The sequence below is a fragment of the Microbacterium sp. T2.11-28 genome (assembly GCF_950097975.1).
Lineage (GTDB): Bacteria > Actinomycetota > Actinomycetes > Actinomycetales > Microbacteriaceae > Microbacterium.
In genome coordinates, this window is the sequence record NZ_CATNHF010000012.1 from 52,432 (window position 1) to 66,656 (window position 14,225).

At 72.6% G+C, this 14,225-nt stretch carries 17 protein-coding genes; 6 read left to right on the forward strand and 11 right to left on the reverse strand.

Annotation, left to right across the window (positions count from 1 at the left end; translation table 11 throughout):
- Both QQZ13_RS07285 and QQZ13_RS07290 read left to right on the forward strand, forming a co-directional pair.
- Positions 1-1,725 (forward strand): ABC transporter ATP-binding protein, encoded by a 1,725-nt coding sequence (locus tag QQZ13_RS07285; RefSeq protein WP_284528365.1) that lies wholly within the window; start codon positions 1-3, stop codon positions 1,723-1,725.
- The gene (locus tag QQZ13_RS07290; RefSeq protein ID WP_284528366.1) at positions 1,722-2,990 is read left to right on the forward strand and encodes a glucoamylase family protein; all 1,269 of its coding nucleotides are present in this window, start codon (positions 1,722-1,724) and stop codon (positions 2,988-2,990) included. Before QQZ13_RS07285 ends, QQZ13_RS07290 begins: the two co-directional genes overlap by 4 nt.
- Positions 2,991-3,096: 106 nt before the next feature.
- Here the strand turns inward: QQZ13_RS07290 and QQZ13_RS07295 are convergent, their stop codons facing one another.
- Both QQZ13_RS07295 and QQZ13_RS07300 read right to left on the reverse strand, forming a co-directional pair.
- Entirely contained in the window at positions 3,097-4,173 is a 1,077-nt protein-coding gene (locus QQZ13_RS07295; protein WP_284528367.1) for a histidinol-phosphate transaminase, read from the reverse strand.
- Complete coding sequence (locus QQZ13_RS07300; RefSeq protein ID WP_284528368.1) at positions 4,170-4,337, reverse strand: hypothetical protein; 168 nt, start codon at positions 4,335-4,337, stop codon at positions 4,170-4,172. Before QQZ13_RS07300 ends, QQZ13_RS07295 begins: the two co-directional genes overlap by 4 nt.
- On the opposite strand from QQZ13_RS07300, the gene QQZ13_RS07305 reads away from it, so the two are divergent.
- Positions 4,336-4,731, forward strand: coding sequence for a phage holin family protein (locus QQZ13_RS07305; protein WP_284528369.1), 396 nt, complete (start codon positions 4,336-4,338; stop codon positions 4,729-4,731). The two genes, QQZ13_RS07300 and QQZ13_RS07305, sit on opposite strands and share 2 nt — an antisense overlap.
- On the opposite strand, the gene QQZ13_RS07310 is transcribed toward QQZ13_RS07305, so the two are convergent.
- Both QQZ13_RS07310 and QQZ13_RS07315 read right to left on the reverse strand, forming a co-directional pair.
- Positions 4,700-6,037 carry a hypothetical protein gene (locus tag QQZ13_RS07310; RefSeq protein ID WP_284528370.1) on the reverse strand — a complete coding sequence of 446 codons (1,338 nt, stop codon included), beginning with the start codon at positions 6,035-6,037 and terminating at the stop codon, positions 4,700-4,702. The two genes, QQZ13_RS07305 and QQZ13_RS07310, sit on opposite strands and share 32 nt — an antisense overlap.
- Complete coding sequence (locus QQZ13_RS07315) at positions 6,034-6,291, reverse strand: hypothetical protein (RefSeq protein WP_284528371.1); 258 nt, start codon at positions 6,289-6,291, stop codon at positions 6,034-6,036. The genes QQZ13_RS07310 and QQZ13_RS07315 overlap by 4 nt, the downstream gene beginning before the upstream one ends.
- A gap of 140 nt (positions 6,292-6,431) precedes the next feature.
- Here QQZ13_RS07315 and QQZ13_RS07320 point away from each other — a divergent pair, with 140 nt between their 5' ends.
- Positions 6,432-6,911: a low molecular weight protein-tyrosine-phosphatase gene (locus QQZ13_RS07320; RefSeq protein WP_284528803.1), complete on the forward strand. Its 480-nt coding sequence runs from the start codon at positions 6,432-6,434 to the stop codon at positions 6,909-6,911.
- A gap of 32 nt (positions 6,912-6,943) precedes the next feature.
- A complete protein-coding gene (gene purB / locus QQZ13_RS07325) occupies positions 6,944-8,335 on the forward strand; it encodes an adenylosuccinate lyase (protein WP_284528372.1) in 1,392 nt (463 codons plus the stop codon).
- 46 nt (positions 8,336-8,381) lie between these two features.
- On the opposite strand, the gene QQZ13_RS07330 is transcribed toward purB, so the two are convergent.
- Both QQZ13_RS07330 and QQZ13_RS07335 read right to left on the reverse strand, forming a co-directional pair.
- Positions 8,382-8,768, reverse strand: coding sequence for a hypothetical protein (locus QQZ13_RS07330; RefSeq protein ID WP_284528373.1), 387 nt, complete (start codon positions 8,766-8,768; stop codon positions 8,382-8,384).
- Entirely contained in the window at positions 8,765-9,424 is a 660-nt protein-coding gene (locus QQZ13_RS07335; protein ID WP_284528374.1) for an acyl-CoA synthetase, read from the reverse strand. The genes QQZ13_RS07330 and QQZ13_RS07335 overlap by 4 nt, the downstream gene beginning before the upstream one ends.
- A gap of 52 nt (positions 9,425-9,476) precedes the next feature.
- On the opposite strand from QQZ13_RS07335, the gene QQZ13_RS07340 reads away from it, so the two are divergent.
- A complete protein-coding gene (locus QQZ13_RS07340; protein WP_284528375.1) occupies positions 9,477-10,640 on the forward strand; it encodes a sorbosone dehydrogenase family protein in 1,164 nt (387 codons plus the stop codon).
- A gap of 10 nt (positions 10,641-10,650) precedes the next feature.
- On the opposite strand, the gene QQZ13_RS07345 is transcribed toward QQZ13_RS07340, so the two are convergent.
- The 5 genes from QQZ13_RS07345 to QQZ13_RS07365 all read right to left on the reverse strand — a co-directional run bounded on the left by QQZ13_RS07345 (position 10,651) and on the right by QQZ13_RS07365 (position 14,216).
- Entirely contained in the window at positions 10,651-11,097 is a 447-nt protein-coding gene (locus tag QQZ13_RS07345) for an iron chaperone (RefSeq protein WP_284528376.1), read from the reverse strand.
- Positions 11,090-11,521: a VOC family protein gene (locus QQZ13_RS07350; RefSeq protein WP_284528377.1), complete on the reverse strand. Its 432-nt coding sequence runs from the start codon at positions 11,519-11,521 to the stop codon at positions 11,090-11,092. The genes QQZ13_RS07345 and QQZ13_RS07350 overlap by 8 nt, the downstream gene beginning before the upstream one ends.
- Before the next feature lie 10 nt (positions 11,522-11,531).
- On the reverse strand, positions 11,532-11,906 hold the full coding sequence (locus QQZ13_RS07355) for a helix-turn-helix transcriptional regulator (protein WP_284528804.1): 375 nt from the start codon (positions 11,904-11,906) through the stop codon (positions 11,532-11,534).
- Positions 11,907-12,021: 115 nt separating this feature from the next.
- Positions 12,022-13,347 carry a DUF6716 putative glycosyltransferase gene (locus tag QQZ13_RS07360; RefSeq protein ID WP_284528378.1) on the reverse strand — a complete coding sequence of 442 codons (1,326 nt, stop codon included), beginning with the start codon at positions 13,345-13,347 and terminating at the stop codon, positions 12,022-12,024.
- Entirely contained in the window at positions 13,344-14,216 is an 873-nt protein-coding gene (locus tag QQZ13_RS07365) for an N-acetylneuraminate synthase family protein (protein ID WP_284528379.1), read from the reverse strand. Before QQZ13_RS07365 ends, QQZ13_RS07360 begins: the two co-directional genes overlap by 4 nt.
- Positions 14,217-14,225 lie beyond the last annotated feature (9 nt).

A 14,225-nucleotide genomic window follows, 5' to 3' on the forward strand; every position in this document is an offset into this window, starting at 1 on the left:
ATGGATACGGATGCCACGACGCACACCCCCGTGCTCTCGGTCGAGAACCTGTCGGTGCGCTACGAGCCGAAGATCGGCCACGCGGTCGACGCGGTGCGGAACGCCTCGCTCCGGGTCGCGCCGGGCGAGTTCGTCGGGCTCGCCGGCGAGTCCGGGTCGGGCAAGACGACGTTCGCGCAGGCCGTGCTCAAGCTCCTGCGGAGCCCCGGTCACGTGACCGGCGGCCGCATCCGCTGGGGCGAGCTCGACGTCACGGATCTCGACGAGGACGGCGTGCGCCCCTACCGCTGGTCGTACGTGTCGACGGTGTTCCAGTCGAGCATGAACTCGCTGAACCCGGTCGTCCGTGTGCGCAAGGTCTTCGAGGACGTCATCGGCGAGCACCGCGAGGGCGGCCGCGACGACCGGGCCGCGCGGGAGCGCGCCGAGGAGCTCTTCGACCTCGTCAGCGTCGACGAGAAGTTCCTCGACATGTACCCGCACGAGCTGTCGGGCGGCATGCGCCAGCGCGTCAACCTCGCCCTGGCGCTCGCCCTCAAGCCGCAGCTGGTGCTCTTCGACGAGCCCACCACCGGCCTCGACGTGGTCGTGCAGAAGTCGATCCTCGACAAGATCCGCGAGCTGCAGGAGCGCGAGCGGTTCGGTGCGGTCCTCATCACCCACGACATGGGGACGCTGCTGGACTTCTCCGATCGCGTCGCCGTCATGTACGAGGGCGAGATCGTCGAGGACATCGGCGCGCAGCAGGCCGTCACCGAGGGCCCCCGGCATCCGTATTCCATCCACCTCGTCGGCTCATACGCCGAGCTCCTCGGCGAGGACGTCGCCGGCTACGAGGGCGCCGCGCTCGACGACCCCGACGAGGTGGCGCAGGAGGCACCCGTCGAGCACCACCCCGTGCTCGAGATCGCGGGGCTCGGCCGGCGCTTCGAGAAGCGGCGCGGCTTCCGCGTCGAGCACGTCGACGCGGTGAAGGACGTGTCGTTCACCCTCGAGGAGGGCGTCGTCACGGCGCTCGTCGGCCAGTCCGGCTCGGGGAAGTCGACGATCGCGCGGATCCTCACCCGCATCGACTCGCCCACGGCCGGCTCGGTGCTCTACCACCCGCTGCGCCGGGGCGAGGGCTCCGAACCCGAGCCGGTCGACGTGACAAAGCTGCGCGGCACGCTCTCGCGCGAGTACCTGCGGAGCGTCCAGTACGTCTTCCAGGACCCCTACGCGGCGCTGAACCCGACGCTCACCGTCGGCTACTCGCTGGCGCGCCCGCTCATGAACTTCCTGCACGTGGGCAAGCGCGAGGCCATCGAGCGGGCCGCGAGCCTCCTCGAGACCGTGGGACTCACCCCGGCCGGCCGGTACATCGGCCGCCTGCCGCACGAACTGTCGGGCGGACAGCGCCAGCGCGTCGTGATCGCCCGCGCGCTGGCCGCCGAGCCCCGGCTCGTCATCGCCGACGAGCCGATCGCGAGTCTCGACGTCTCGATCCGCGCCGAGATCCTCGAGGTGCTCCAGAGCCTCGTGAAGGACCACGGCGTCGGGATGCTGTACATCACCCACGATCTCCTCAGCGCGAAGAGCCTCGCCAACCACGCCCTCGTGCTGCGCGACGGCGAGCTGATCGAGTCCGGGCCCGCCGACGAGGTCATCGACAACCCCCGCGAGGACTACACCCGGCAGCTGCTGGATGCCATCCCCAACCCCTTCGAGAAGAGGAGCGCTGCATGACCGCCCCCCTCCGGGTCGCCGACCTGGCCACCGACATCCGCGAGCTCACCGAGGCCGAGGTCGACGCCTCGATCCGGTGGCTCTGGGCCCACGCGACCCCGGACGGCGACGGCTGCGGCCTCGTGCTCGATCGCGACGACCTGCCGGGGGTCGCGACGGTCGCCGCCACGGGCTTCGCGCTGGCCGCGTGGTGCGTGGGCGTCGAGCGCGGGATCCTCGATCACGACGAGGTGCTCACGCGGGTGCGCGGGACGCTCCGCACCCTCGAGGAGTCGGTGCCGCACCGCAACGGCTTCCTCGCGCACTTCGTCGACGCCGCCACCGGTGAGCGTCAGGGCCGGTCGGAGTATTCGACGATCGACACGACGCTCGCGCTCTGCGGGGCGGTCGTCGCGGCATCCTTCTTCGGAGATGCCGACCTCGACGCGCGTCTGGAGCGCCTGCTCTCGCGCATCGACTGGCGGTGGCTGTCGGCAGAGCGCGACGGCCGCACCGTGCTGCGGATGGCGTGGGTGTCGGACCGCGAGGACGACTACGCCGACGGCGCCGACGAGGCCGGGTTCGTGAGCGCGTGGTCGATGACGGCCGAGCAGCTGACGATGTACCTCCTCGCCGCGGGTCACGCGGACGTCTCCGAGGGGCTCGCCCGCGATCTCTGGCGCGGCTTCGACAAGCCGATCGGATCGTACGGCGGGCACGAGTGCGTCTACGAGCCCGGAGGGACGCTCTTCACCTACCACTTCCCGCTCGCGTTCTACCCCTTCCAGCGGGTGCGCGACCTCGACGGCCGCGACTGGTGGGCGAACGCCCGCGAGGCGTCGCTCGCCTCGCAGGCGTGGTGCGCCGACCAGGCGGATCGCTGGAAGACCTTCGCCGCGGGGCTGTGGGGTCCGGCGGCGGGGCTCGGACCCGGCGGCTACGTCGTGAACGGCGCGCGCCCCTCGGCACGCGAACCGCACGCCGACGGCACGATCCCGCCGGTCTCGCTCTTCGGGGCCCTGCCGCTCGCGCCCGACGCCGTGGCGCCGGCCCTCCGGCTGCTCCGCGACGAGCACCCGGGCGCGTGGAACGAGTGGGGCGCGACCGACGGCGTCAACCTCGAGGGCGACGCGCCCTGGTACGCACCGCCGCGCTACGGCCTGAACAAGGGCGCGACCGCGCTCCTCGGGTCGGCGGCGCTCGGGTCGACGCTCGTCTGGGACGCGTTCTCGCGGCATCCCTGGATCGCCCGCGGCGCCGACAAGCTGGGCTTCACCCCCGCGTGATCCTCACGTCGGCGAGCCGACACGCTGCGTACGAACCGACACGCTCTGTGCGGTCCGGATCGTGTCGGCTCGCGCGGATCGTGTCGGCTCGGCGAAGGGGGGTAGCTCAGGTGGTGGTGGTGGTGGCGGTGGCGGTGGCGGTGGCGACGACGCGGTCGAGGGACTCTTCCTCGCCCACGGAGACGCGGATGCCGTCGCCGGGGAAGGCGCGCACGATCAGCCCCGCGGCCTCGAACGCGGCCGCGACCTCGACGGTCCGCTCCCCCGCGGGGAGCCAGACGAAGTTGCCCTGCGCCTGCGGCACGTCCCACCCGGCGTCGCGCAGCCGCGCTGCCAGGCGATCACGGCGCTCCGCGATCACGCGCACCCGGTCGAGCAGCTCGTCCTCGGCGTCGAGACTCGCGAGCGCCGCCTCCTCCGCCGCCGCGGTGACCGAGAGCGGGATGCCGGTGGCGCGCGCGGCATCCAGGATGCGCGGATGGCCGATCGCGTACCCGACGCGCAGTCCGGCGAGGCCGTACGCCTTCGAGAACGTCCGCAGCACGACGACGTTCTCTCGTCCGGACGCCAGCACGCGGCGGCCGTCGACGGCGTCCGGGTCGGTCACGAACTCCGCGTACGCCTCGTCGAGCACGACGAGCAGGTCGCTCGGGACGGCGTCGAGGAACGCGTCGAACTCCGCCTGGGTGACGACGGGACCGGTCGGGTTGTTGGGGCTGCAGACGATGACGATGCGCGTGCGGTCTGTGACCGCGGCGGCCATGGCGACGAGGTCATGCCGTCCGTCCGGCATGCACGGCACCATGACGGCGGACGCGCCCGCGACGACTGCCAGCCCGGGGTACGCCTCGAACGAGCGCCACGCGAAGACGACCTCGTCGCCCGGCCCGCTCGTCGCCTGCGTGAGCTGGTACAGGATCGAGACCGATCCCGCAGCGACGTGCACGCTGTCGGATGCCACGCCGAACCGCTCCGCGAGCCGCGCACGCAGCCGCGGCGACGACGCGTCCGGGTAGCGGTTGACGCCGGTCGCCGACTGGATCGCCGTGACGACCGACGGCAGCGGATCGAAGGGGTTCTCGTTGCTCGACAGCTTGAACGCGTCGGCGCCGGCCTGCTTGCCCTGCCGGTAGGCGGGGAGGGCGGCGATCTCGGGGCGGAGGCGGACGGGCAGCTCGGTCACGCGTCGAGTCTACGGACGGCGACGCGCTCCCGTCGTCGGCGGTCGCGCGCCCGCCCGTCGACGCCGCGTTCGAGCTGGTGCTCGCAGTGGCTCCGGGCCAGGTCGCGCCGGACGACATCGCTGATGCCCTCGGCGGGCACTCCGTGCCACAATGACGTCACCATGAGATTCCTGATCCGGGTCATCGTCAACGCGTTCGCCATCTGGGTCGTCACCCTGATCCAGCCGCTGAACGTCGACGTCATCGCGTTCGCACCCGGCGAGACGCTGCAGCTCGTTCTGACGCTGCTCGCCGTGGCCGCCGTGTTCGCGATCGTGAACACCTTCATCGGCACGGTGATCAAGATCGTCGCCTTCCCGCTCTACATCCTCACTCTCGGCCTCATCTCGCTCGTCATCAACGGCCTGCTGCTGTGGATCACGGCATGGGTGACGCACTGGTGGTCGTGGGGTCTGCGCGTCGAGGACTTCTGGCTCGGCGTCGTGGCGGCCCTCGTGATCTCGCTGATCAACTGGATCTTCGGGATCATCCTCCGCCCCCAGCTGAAGCGCCGCTGACCCCGCGCCGGGCGGCCGTCGCCGGCGTCCCGTGGTCGCGGCGCGCGCCGTAGACGATCGCGGTCGCCGCCCCGGCCGACGCCAGCCCGGCCAGGTGCGCCCGGACGGCGTCGACGCGCGGGTCGTCCGACGCGTCGACCATCGCGGCGGTCCGGCGATAGGCGTCCATGTGGTGCACGCCGAGCGCGAGGTCGCCCACGCGGGGCTGCGGATCGGCGACCCGCTCGACCACGAAGCTCCCCGGCGCGCCACCCGCCACCGGCACCCCGCCCGCCGACAGTGCCACGACCGGATCGTCGGTGTGCCGCACGGTCACCGTCAGCACATCATCGAGCTCCGCCTCGATGGGGCTCGCGAACGTGATGAGCGTCCCGACGTCGTATCCGCTCTCGCGGGCGAAGCGGGTGGCGATCATGGCGCCTTGCGAATGGCCCACCAGATGGATGCGGTCGCCGGCCAGCGCGCCGGCCGCCGCCAGGGCCCGGCCGGTCGCGTCGTAGGAGGACGAGGCTTGGCCGAGGTAGAGCTCGCCGTTGGACGCCATGTCCCACGGCTCGGCGTAGGGCGTTCCCAGGTCCTTGGTGCCGGCGATGTAGACGACGTGCTCGCGCCGGCCCGGCGCCGTCTCGTACGTCTCCACTAGGACCCGGTCGTCGCCCCCTCCCGGGATCCGCGCGGCGACCTCCGCCAGCGTCCGCGGCGCGGACACCTCCGAGCGGGCGAGCTCGGTGACCACCGTGGTGCGCGCCGCCGGCACGAGCGGCGGATCGTCACGCCGGATCGTCCCCCGGTCGATGATCCGGATCAGACCGCCGACGCCGCCGAGCAGAGCCGCCGCCATCCAGAGGGGCGCCACGGCACCGGAGAGCTGGCGCCCGACTTCGGCATGGCGTCCGTCACGCCAGGCGTCCCACAGCGCCGCCGCCTCGACGGCGACGGTGTCGGCGCCCGCGTGCAGCTCGTCGAGGGCTCGCGCGGCGTGCCGCTCGATCCGCTCGTAGACCTCCGCCCGGTGACGCAGCGCCCGTGCGAGTGCCGCGGCGCGTTCCTCGGCCTCCTCGGCCGTCCCCGCCGGGTCGGGGAGCAAGAGTCCGCCCTCCCGCGACACGAGGCCCGCCCGCCGCAGCAGGGCGGACACGGCGGCGCACTCCGCCGCGAGCAGGTCGAGGACCCCCGCGACGTGTCGCAGCGTGCCGGTGTCGACCGCGATCAGCCCCCCGGCCCGGATCTCGAGGTCCCCACCGCTGCTCCCGCCGCCGCTGCTCCCGTCGCCGCCGCTCCCGCCACCGCCCCCGTCGCCCCTCACCCGGACGCGCCCGTCGACCCTGCCGCTCGCGCCTGCGCCGCCGCCAGCGCGGCCTCCCACCGGTCGAGCTCGTCGTCGATCCGCCGGAGGCTCCGCGTCCACTCCCCCAGCGCGTCGGCGAACTCGTCGGCGGCCCGGGAGCGCCATCTCGTCGCGGCCTCGAGCCCCGGCACGCGGGAGCGGATCTCTCCGAGCTCGTCGCGAGCGCGCAGCAGGATGGCGCGCGCTTCGGTGAGCATCTCGGAGTCGGTCATCCCCCCAGCGTCGGCCGCGCGGCGCCGCGGGATCCGCGATCCGCACCTCATCGTGGACACCCGTCCGGCGCCGCGCCCTGTGCAGGAGTCGCCGGCTCCCCCACAATAGGGAGGTGGCTACGCGTGACGACCCCTTCCGGGTGGTGTTCGTCTGCACCGGGAACATCTGCCGCTCGCCGATGGCCGAGGTCGTGTTCCGCTGGTTCGCCGACCAGGCGGGTCTGGGCGATCGCGTCGTGTCCACGAGCGCGGGCACGGGCGACTGGCACGTCGGCGAGCGCGCCGACAGCCGCACGCTCGCGGCGCTGACCGGCCGCGGGTACGACGGCTCACGACACCGGGCCCGGCAGTTCACCCTCGGCGACTTCGACCGCCACGACCTCATCGTCGCCCTCGACCGATCCCACGAGCGCATCCTCGCGGGGTGGGCGCGCACGCCCGCCGACACCGACAAGCTCGCGCTCCTGCTCTCGTTCGACCCGTCTGCCGACGGCAACCTCGACGTGCCCGACCCCTACTACGCGGGCCCTGCCATGTTCGACGAGGTGCTCGGTATGATCGAGAGTGCGAGCCGGGCGCTCTTCCGGCAGCTCGAGCCCGCTATCCGCCCGACGTCCTGAGCGCCCGTTCTTCCCCGATCGGAGCTGTTCCTGTGACTTCTGCGTCCTCTCTGCCGCCTCAGCCCCTGAGCCCCCTCGACGGGCGCTACCGCGCCGCCGTGTCGGGTCTCGGCGACTTCCTCTCGGAGGCCGGCCTGAACCGTGCGCGGGTCGAGGTGGAGGTCGAGTGGATCATCGCGCTGACCGACCGCTCGCTGTTCGGCTCGTCGCCGCTGACCGACCCCGACAAGGAGGCCCTGCGCGGCCTCTACCGCGACTTCGGGCAGGCCGAGATCGACTGGCTCGCCGAGAAGGAGGCCGTCACGCGTCACGACGTGAAGGCCGTCGAATACCTCGTGCGGGACCGGTTGGCATCGCTCGGCCTCGACGGCGTCGCCGAGCTCGCGCATTTCGCCTGCACGAGCGAGGACATCAACTCCGCCTCCTACGCCCTGACCGTCAAGCGCGCGGTCGAGCAGGTCTGGCTGCCGAAGCTCCGCGCCGTGATCGCCGCGCTCGGCGAGCTGGCCCGTGAGCACCGCGACGCCGCCATGCTGTCCCGCACGCACGGGCAGCCCGCGACGCCGTCGACGATGGGCAAGGAGCTCGCCGTGTTCGCGTGGCGCCTCGAGCGCGTCGCGGCCCAGATCGAGGGCGGCGAGTACCTGGCGAAGTTCTCCGGCGCGACCGGCACCTGGTCGGCGCACCTCTCCGCGGCGCCCGACGTGGACTGGCCCGCGCTGTCGCGCTCGTTCATCGAGGGCCTCGGCATCGACTTCAACGTGCTGACCACCCAGATCGAGTCGCACGACTGGCAGGTCGAGCTCTACGACCGCGTCCGGCACGTGGGCGGCATCCTCCACAACCTCGCCACCGACATCTGGACCTACATCGCGATGGGCTTCTTCGCGCAGATCCCCGTGGCGGGCGCGACCGGGTCGTCAACCATGCCGCACAAGATCAACCCCATCCGGTTCGAGAACGCCGAGGCGAACCTCGAGATCGCGGGCGGGCTGTTCACGACGCTGGCCTCGACCCTCGTCACCTCGCGCATGCAGCGCGACCTCACCGACTCGACGACCCAGCGCAACATCGGCGTCGCCTTCGGGCACTCCCTGCTCGCCCTCGACAACCTCCAGCGCGGGCTCACCGAGATCTCGCTCTCGCGGGATGTGCTGCTGGCCGACCTCGACGCCAACTGGGAGGTGCTCGCCGAGGCGATCCAGACCGTCGTCCGCGCCGAGATCGTCGCCGGTCGCTCGCAGATCACCGACCCGTACGCGCTGCTCAAGGAGCTCACCCGCGGACGTCGCGTCGGCGGCGCCGAGCTCGCCGAGTTCGTGCGCGGCCTCGACGTCGGCGACGAGGCGAAGGAGCGGCTCCTCGCGCTGACGCCCGCGACCTACACGGGCCTCGCCGACCGACTCGTCGACGAGCTCGGCTGACACGGCGGCGACCGGCGACCCGCCGACGCCACGCTGATCGCGTCGGCTAGCGCTGCGGCGGGTCGGCTCCGGGATCGACCCCGCGGGCGGCGCCGTCGCCGGCGGCGGAAGCACCCGGTCCGGACGCCGGCTCCTCGTCGGGGAGCAGGACCGGCCGGTCGATCTGCTTGGTCAGCTGCGCCGGGTCGACCGCCAGCAGCAGCAGCGCGATCGTCACGAGCGTGACGATGAAGACGATCCCCGCGACCACGCCCGCCACGACCCAGGCCTTCAGATGAGGGTGCATCTCGCCCGGGGGCACGGGGCGCGGCTCCTGCAGGACGCCCATCGACATGAGGGTGATCACCCCGCCGAACAGCGCCGCGGCGAAGGCGAGGCCGATCAGCTGCGCGGGCTTCATGAGCTCGCGCCGGCTCGGTCGCGGATCTGTCATGCGTGCTCTCCTGCCGCGTCGGTGCCCGTGGGCGCGGCCGCGACCTCGGCGGGTCCGCTCTCGCGCCGCGGCGAGAAGCCCGCGATGCCGAGGAAGACCGCGATGACCGCGGCGTACCCGCCGAACAGGCCGACGCCGATCGTGATGCCCGTGAGGACGAAGCTCTGCCGCGCCTCGGTGATGAAGTACTCGAGGCTGTAGGCGGGGTTCACCAGCAGCAGCCCCACGCCGAGCGCGAGGGTCAGCGCGCCGATGAGGATGGCGTCCCGCGCGTACTCGTCCGTGGCGCGTCGGCGGGTGCCGATCAGCAGTTCGAGGAAGCCGGTGAGGAGGGCCCACGCGATCACGAGCACGAAGAAGAGGGTCGTGGAGCGGAGGCCGGGGAGACCGGCGACCATGCCGGCGACGAGCGTGGGCACGCCGATCGCGATCGCGGCCGCGCGCTCTCCGGCGGGATGGACCAGCCAGACCGAGAGCAGGAGCACCAGGGCCGTCGCGATCGCCCATCCGCTGAACACCGCGAGCCCGACCTCGGCCGAATGATCGGGCGAGAAGGTGACCATGAGGGCCGCCATCGCCGCGAACAAGGCGCGCGCGAGCTGCACGTGACGCACTTCGAAGGTGCGGGTGGGGCTTGCGGACACGGTGGAGCTCATCAGGTCGGCGGACGCGGGACCGTTCCAGTCTAGTTGCGGTTACCGTGGGGTCATGAGGCGAGCGGATGCCGGGCGGACCACCACGACGACGGCGCTGCTGGCGGGCGCCCTCCTGCTGAGCGGGTGCGGGGCGGAGCCGCAGGCGGCGCCGAGCTCGCCCGCGCCGACCAGCCCGGCCTCGGCCAGCCCCGCGCCGGCCAGCCCGTCGCCGACGCCCACGCCCACCGCGTCGCCGGTTGCGCTCCCGGAGGAGGCCGAGACGTTCGCGAGCGGCCTGGACGCGCCGTGGTCGATCGCGTGGACCGCCGACGGCACCCCGCTCGTGAGCGAACGCGACACCGGACGCATCCTGGAGCTCGACGCCGACGGCGACGCGCGCGAGGTCGGCGTCGTCGCCGGGGTGAACCACGGCACCGAGGGCGGCCTGCTCGGTCTCGCCGTGCACGAGGGCGACCTTTTCGTGTACTTCACGGCCGACGACGGCAACCGCGTCGTGCGCTACGACCTGCGCGGGACGGCCGGCTCGCTCGCTCTCGGGGAGCGCACGACCATCCTCGAAGAGCTCCCGTACTCCCCGGTCCACAACGCCGGGCGGATCGCCTTCGGTCCCGACGGCAAGCTCTACGTCCCGGTCGGCGACGCGCGCAACCCCTCGGCGGCACAGGACCCGGGCGTGCGGCGGGGGAAGATCCTGCGGGTCGAGGCCGACGGGTCGGTGCCCGCCGACAACCCCACCCCGGGCTCGCCGGTGTACAGCCTGGGTCACCGCAACGTGCAGGGTCTCGTGTGGGACGCCGACGGCACCCTGTACGCCAGCGAGTTCGGCCAGAACGCGTGGGACGAGCTCAACGTGATCGAGCCGGGCGGAAACTACGGCTGGCCGCTGGTGGAGGGCACCGGCGGCGAGGGACGCGGCTTCATCGATCCGATCGCCACCTGGCCCACCGAGGACGCGAGCCCGAGCGGCATCGCCCTCGCCGGAGACACGCTGCTCATCGCGAACCTGCGCGGCGAGGTGCTGCGCGCGGTCTCGACGGCCGACCCGGGGGTGCAGAGGGAGTACTACGCCGGAGAGCTCGGCCGGCTGCGCGATGTCGCGATCGGACCCGACGGCGCCGTCTGGTTCCTGACGAACAACACCGACGGCCGCGGCGACCCGCGCGAGGGCGACGACCGCATCCTGCGGGTCGATCCCGCCTCGGTCACCGCCGACTAGCGGCGCGAGCTCAGCCGACGGCCTTCCGCACGAGCTCGCGGATCCGCTTCTCCGCCGCGTCGGTCATCTCCAGCAGCGCGTAGGACACGGCCCACATCTCACCGTCGTCCAGGTGGGCGGCCTCGTCGAACGAGACCGTGCCGTACCGCGTCTGGAACTTGGACGCCGGCTGGTAGAACACGACGATCTTGCCGTCGCGCGCGTAGGCCGGGAAGCCGTAGAAGGTCTTCGGCGCGAGGTCGGGCGCCTCCTCTGCGACGATCGCGTGCAGCCGCACGCCGATCTCCCGATCAGTGCCCTCGAGGGCGTCGATCGCGGCCACGCACGCCTCGAGCTCCTTCGCCAGCTTCGCGGCGCCCTTCAGGCCCTTCGTCGACCGCAGCTCGTCGGCGCGCTGCTGCATCGCGGCGCGCTCCTCGTCGCTGAAGCCGCTCTTCGTGTCGCGCTTCTCACTCATGTCCGTGCTCCTTCCGGGGTGTCTGCTGGAGGCGCAGGAGGTTTCCCGCCGGGTCGCGGACCGCCGCGTCCCTCACGCCGTAGTCCTGCTCGATCGGCTCCTGCACGATGTCCGCGCCCGCCGCCTCGATGCGCGCGAAGGCGGCGTCGAGATCGTCGGTGGCGAGGTTCACGCCGAAGTAGCTGCCCTTCGCGATGAGCTCGAGCAGCAGGGCGCGCTCCTCGTCGGTCACGTCGTGCCCCACCGCCGGCGGGTGCAGGACGATCGCCGTGGACGGCTGGCCGGCCGGACCGACGGTGATCCACCGCATGTCCTCGTAGCCGACGTCGAGGCGCACCTCGAAGCCGAGCACGTCGCGGTAGAAGGCGAGGGACGCCTCGGGATCGGTGTGCGGCAGGAAGCTCGAGTGGATCGTGATCTCCATGGCCAACACGTTACGACCGGGGCGCCGCCGGCGCTTCTCGATTCCTGATCGGTCTGGTGACCTGCTTGGCGATGCACGGGAGCATGCCCGGACGGAACGGGGCGCCGCGCTCGCGGTACACGCTCGGGGGCACCCCGACCAGCTCGGTGAAGCGCGTGCTGAAGGTGCCGAGCGACTGGCACCCCACCGCGAAGCAGACCTCGGTGACGGACAGATCGCCGCGGCGCAGCAGTGTCATGGCCCGCTCGATGCGACGCGTCATGAGGTACGCGTAGGGCGACTCCCCGTAGGCGAGCCGGAACTGGCGGCTCAGATGGCCGGCCGACATGTGCACGCCCCGGGCGAGGGACTCGACGTCGAGCGGTCTCGCGTACTCGCGGTCCATCCGGTCGCGCACCCGGCGCAGCGCGACGAGTGTGTCGAGGTCCTGACCGGTGGCCACGGCTCGATCATCGCACGCGTCGCCGCGACCGGGTGTGCGCGCCGGCGCGTGAAGACGCTCAGCCGTCGACGCCGACGGGACGGCGGCGCAGCAGGGGCTCCTGCCGCACGGCCGGGGTGACCGTGATGTCGGTGGTCGGGTCGGCCCAGGAGTACGCGCCGCGGTTCCCCGCGAGGCGGCGCCGGGCGAGGAGGACGGCGCGCAGGGGCACCCCGACGGCCAGCGCCACGATCCCGGCGAGCGAGCGGTCCTCGTGGCCGAGGACGGTCTTCCGCTCCCATGCCACCCGCAGCGCACCGCCGCGCCGTGCGGGCTGGCGACGCTCGGGTAGCAGCCCCCGGCGCCGCAGCGCCACGAGCTCGGCGACGTCGTGCCACCAGGTGGCATCGACCGGGTCGTGGAAGTAGTTCTGGGTGAGCCAGCCGGGTGCGGGATGCCGGAAGCGCCGCGCGATGACCGCCTCGCGGTCGCCGAAGAGCCCCGAGCCGCGGAACACCGTGTTGAGGTTCTCCTTGCTGACGCCGAAGGTGTCGAGCGCGATCACCGGAACGCCGACCGCGATCGCCTCGACGGCGGCCGTGGAGCTGACGGTGACGAGCCCCTCGGCCGAGGCCAGCGCGGCCCGCATCGGCTGGTACGAGAAGACGAGGTTCTGCGGCCGGTCGCGCAGCAGCCCCTCGTACGACGCGCGGTCGTAGTGCGTCTCGTTCTCGCCGGCGCGGGAGCGCAGCTTCACGACGACGCGGCGGTCGGGACGGGCGAGGGCCGCCTCGCGGAGCATGTCGGCCACGACCGTGCGATCGGCGGTCGTGAGCGGGACGAGCGCCTGCGCGGCGAAGACGAGGTCCGTCCCCCCCACCACCGGCGGGCGGGGCGCGGCGAACGGGAGGCTGGCCAGGCCGAATCGCAGGTCCGCGTTCAGGCGCGTCGCCAGGTCGCGGAACGCCCGCTCCTCACGGTGGGAGTGCACGAGGAAGAGATCCGTCTCGCGGCGGTAGGTGACTGCCCCGCGCTGGGCGGGGATGGAGATCCCGGGAAGACCCGTGACCACCACGGGGCGCGGATGCACGCGGTCGACCTCGCGCATCACGAGCCGGGCGAGCGGCCCCTTGCCGGCGATCACGACGACGTCGGCTCGCTCGCGGCTCAGCCATCCCGCGAGCGCGGCCAGCGGCAGCCGCGTCACGTCGTCGGAGGTGAAACGCGTGCCGTCGAGCGCGGACTGCTCCTGCGCCGCGCTCACGGTGAGCGGGGTGCGCACGAGCGCGATGCTGCTGTCGGCCTCCGCGATGGAGTCCAGGAGCGCGGCGGCCCACTTGACGAAGGAGTCCGCATCGGCGACTGCGACCACGCGCAGGCGCGGCGGCGTCGCGCCCGGGATCATGCCGGGACGCGCCGCAGCTTCGCCATGGGGGCGAGCTCGCCCGGGAAGACGCGCTTGACGCCGTCGCCGAGAGCCTCCTCGATCACGCGGATGTCGCGCACGAGGTGCTCGAGGCCGGCCGGCTCCAGCGAGGCCGAGTGGTCCGAGCCCCACATGGTGCGGTCGAGCGTGATGTGCCGCTCCACGGCCACGGCACCGAGGGCGACGGCGGCGAGCGAGATCTGCAGGCCGCGCTCGTGCCCCGAGTAGCCGACCGGCACGCCCGCGTAGCGCTCCCGGAGGGCGGGGATCACGCGCAGGTTCGCCTCGCCCGGCTCCATCGGGTACGTCGAGGTCGCGTGCATGAGCACGAGGTTCTCGCGGCCGAGGATCTCGACGGCGCGGTCGATCTGCTCCAGCGTCGACATGCCCGTCGAGAGGATGATCGGCTTGCCCGTTGCGCGCAGCGCCTCGAGGAGGTCGGTGTCGGTCAGCGACGCGGACGCCACCTTGTGCGCGACGACGTTGTGCTCCTCGAGGAAGTCGACCGACGGCACGTCCCACGGCGAGGCGAACCAGTCGAGGCCCGACAGGGTGGCGTAGTCGCCGATCTGCACGTACTCGTCGTGACCGAACTCGACGCGGTAGCGGTACTCGAGGTACGACATCGTGCCCCAGGGCGTCTCGCGCGGCACGTCGCGCATGTGCGTCGGCGTGGCGATCTCCGGTGTGCGCTTCTGGAACTTGACGGCGTCGGCGCCGGCGCGCTTGGCGACGTCGATGAGCTGCTTCGCGATCTCGACGTCACCGTTGTGATTCAGCCCGATCTCGGCGATGACGTAGGCGGGGTGCCCGGTGCCGAGCGTCCGCGATCCGATGGTGACGGTCATGGTGGTGGT

What these genes read in the sequence shown, in the direction of transcription:
- QQZ13_RS07290 (WP_284528366.1), top strand. Translation starts at nt 1,722, where the DNA reads ATGACCGCCCCCCTCCGGGTCGCCGACCTGGCCACCGACATCCGCGAG.
- QQZ13_RS07315 (WP_284528371.1), bottom strand. Translation starts at nt 6,291, where the DNA reads ATGACCGACTCCGAGATGCTCACCGAAGCGCGCGCCATCCTGCTGCGC.
- QQZ13_RS07335 (WP_284528374.1), bottom strand. Translation starts at nt 9,424, where the DNA reads ATGAGCTCCACCGTGTCCGCAAGCCCCACCCGCACCTTCGAAGTGCGT.
- QQZ13_RS07345 (WP_284528376.1), bottom strand. Translation starts at nt 11,097, where the DNA reads ATGAGTGAGAAGCGCGACACGAAGAGCGGCTTCAGCGACGAGGAGCGC.
- QQZ13_RS07300 (WP_284528368.1), bottom strand. Translation starts at nt 4,337, where the DNA reads ATGGTGACGTCATTGTGGCACGGAGTGCCCGCCGAGGGCATCAGCGAT.
- QQZ13_RS07305 (WP_284528369.1), top strand. Translation starts at nt 4,336, where the DNA reads ATGAGATTCCTGATCCGGGTCATCGTCAACGCGTTCGCCATCTGGGTC.
- QQZ13_RS07350 (WP_284528377.1), bottom strand. Translation starts at nt 11,521, where the DNA reads ATGGAGATCACGATCCACTCGAGCTTCCTGCCGCACACCGATCCCGAG.
- QQZ13_RS07330 (WP_284528373.1), bottom strand. Translation starts at nt 8,768, where the DNA reads ATGACAGATCCGCGACCGAGCCGGCGCGAGCTCATGAAGCCCGCGCAG.
- QQZ13_RS07360 (WP_284528378.1), bottom strand. Translation starts at nt 13,347, where the DNA reads ATGATCCCGGGCGCGACGCCGCCGCGCCTGCGCGTGGTCGCAGTCGCC.
- QQZ13_RS07365 (WP_284528379.1), bottom strand. Translation starts at nt 14,216, where the DNA reads ATGACCGTCACCATCGGATCGCGGACGCTCGGCACCGGGCACCCCGCC.
- QQZ13_RS07285 (WP_284528365.1), top strand. Translation starts at nt 1, where the DNA reads ATGGATACGGATGCCACGACGCACACCCCCGTGCTCTCGGTCGAGAAC.
- QQZ13_RS07340 (WP_284528375.1), top strand. Translation starts at nt 9,477, where the DNA reads ATGAGGCGAGCGGATGCCGGGCGGACCACCACGACGACGGCGCTGCTG.
- QQZ13_RS07355 (WP_284528804.1), bottom strand. Translation starts at nt 11,906, where the DNA reads ATGGACCGCGAGTACGCGAGACCGCTCGACGTCGAGTCCCTCGCCCGG.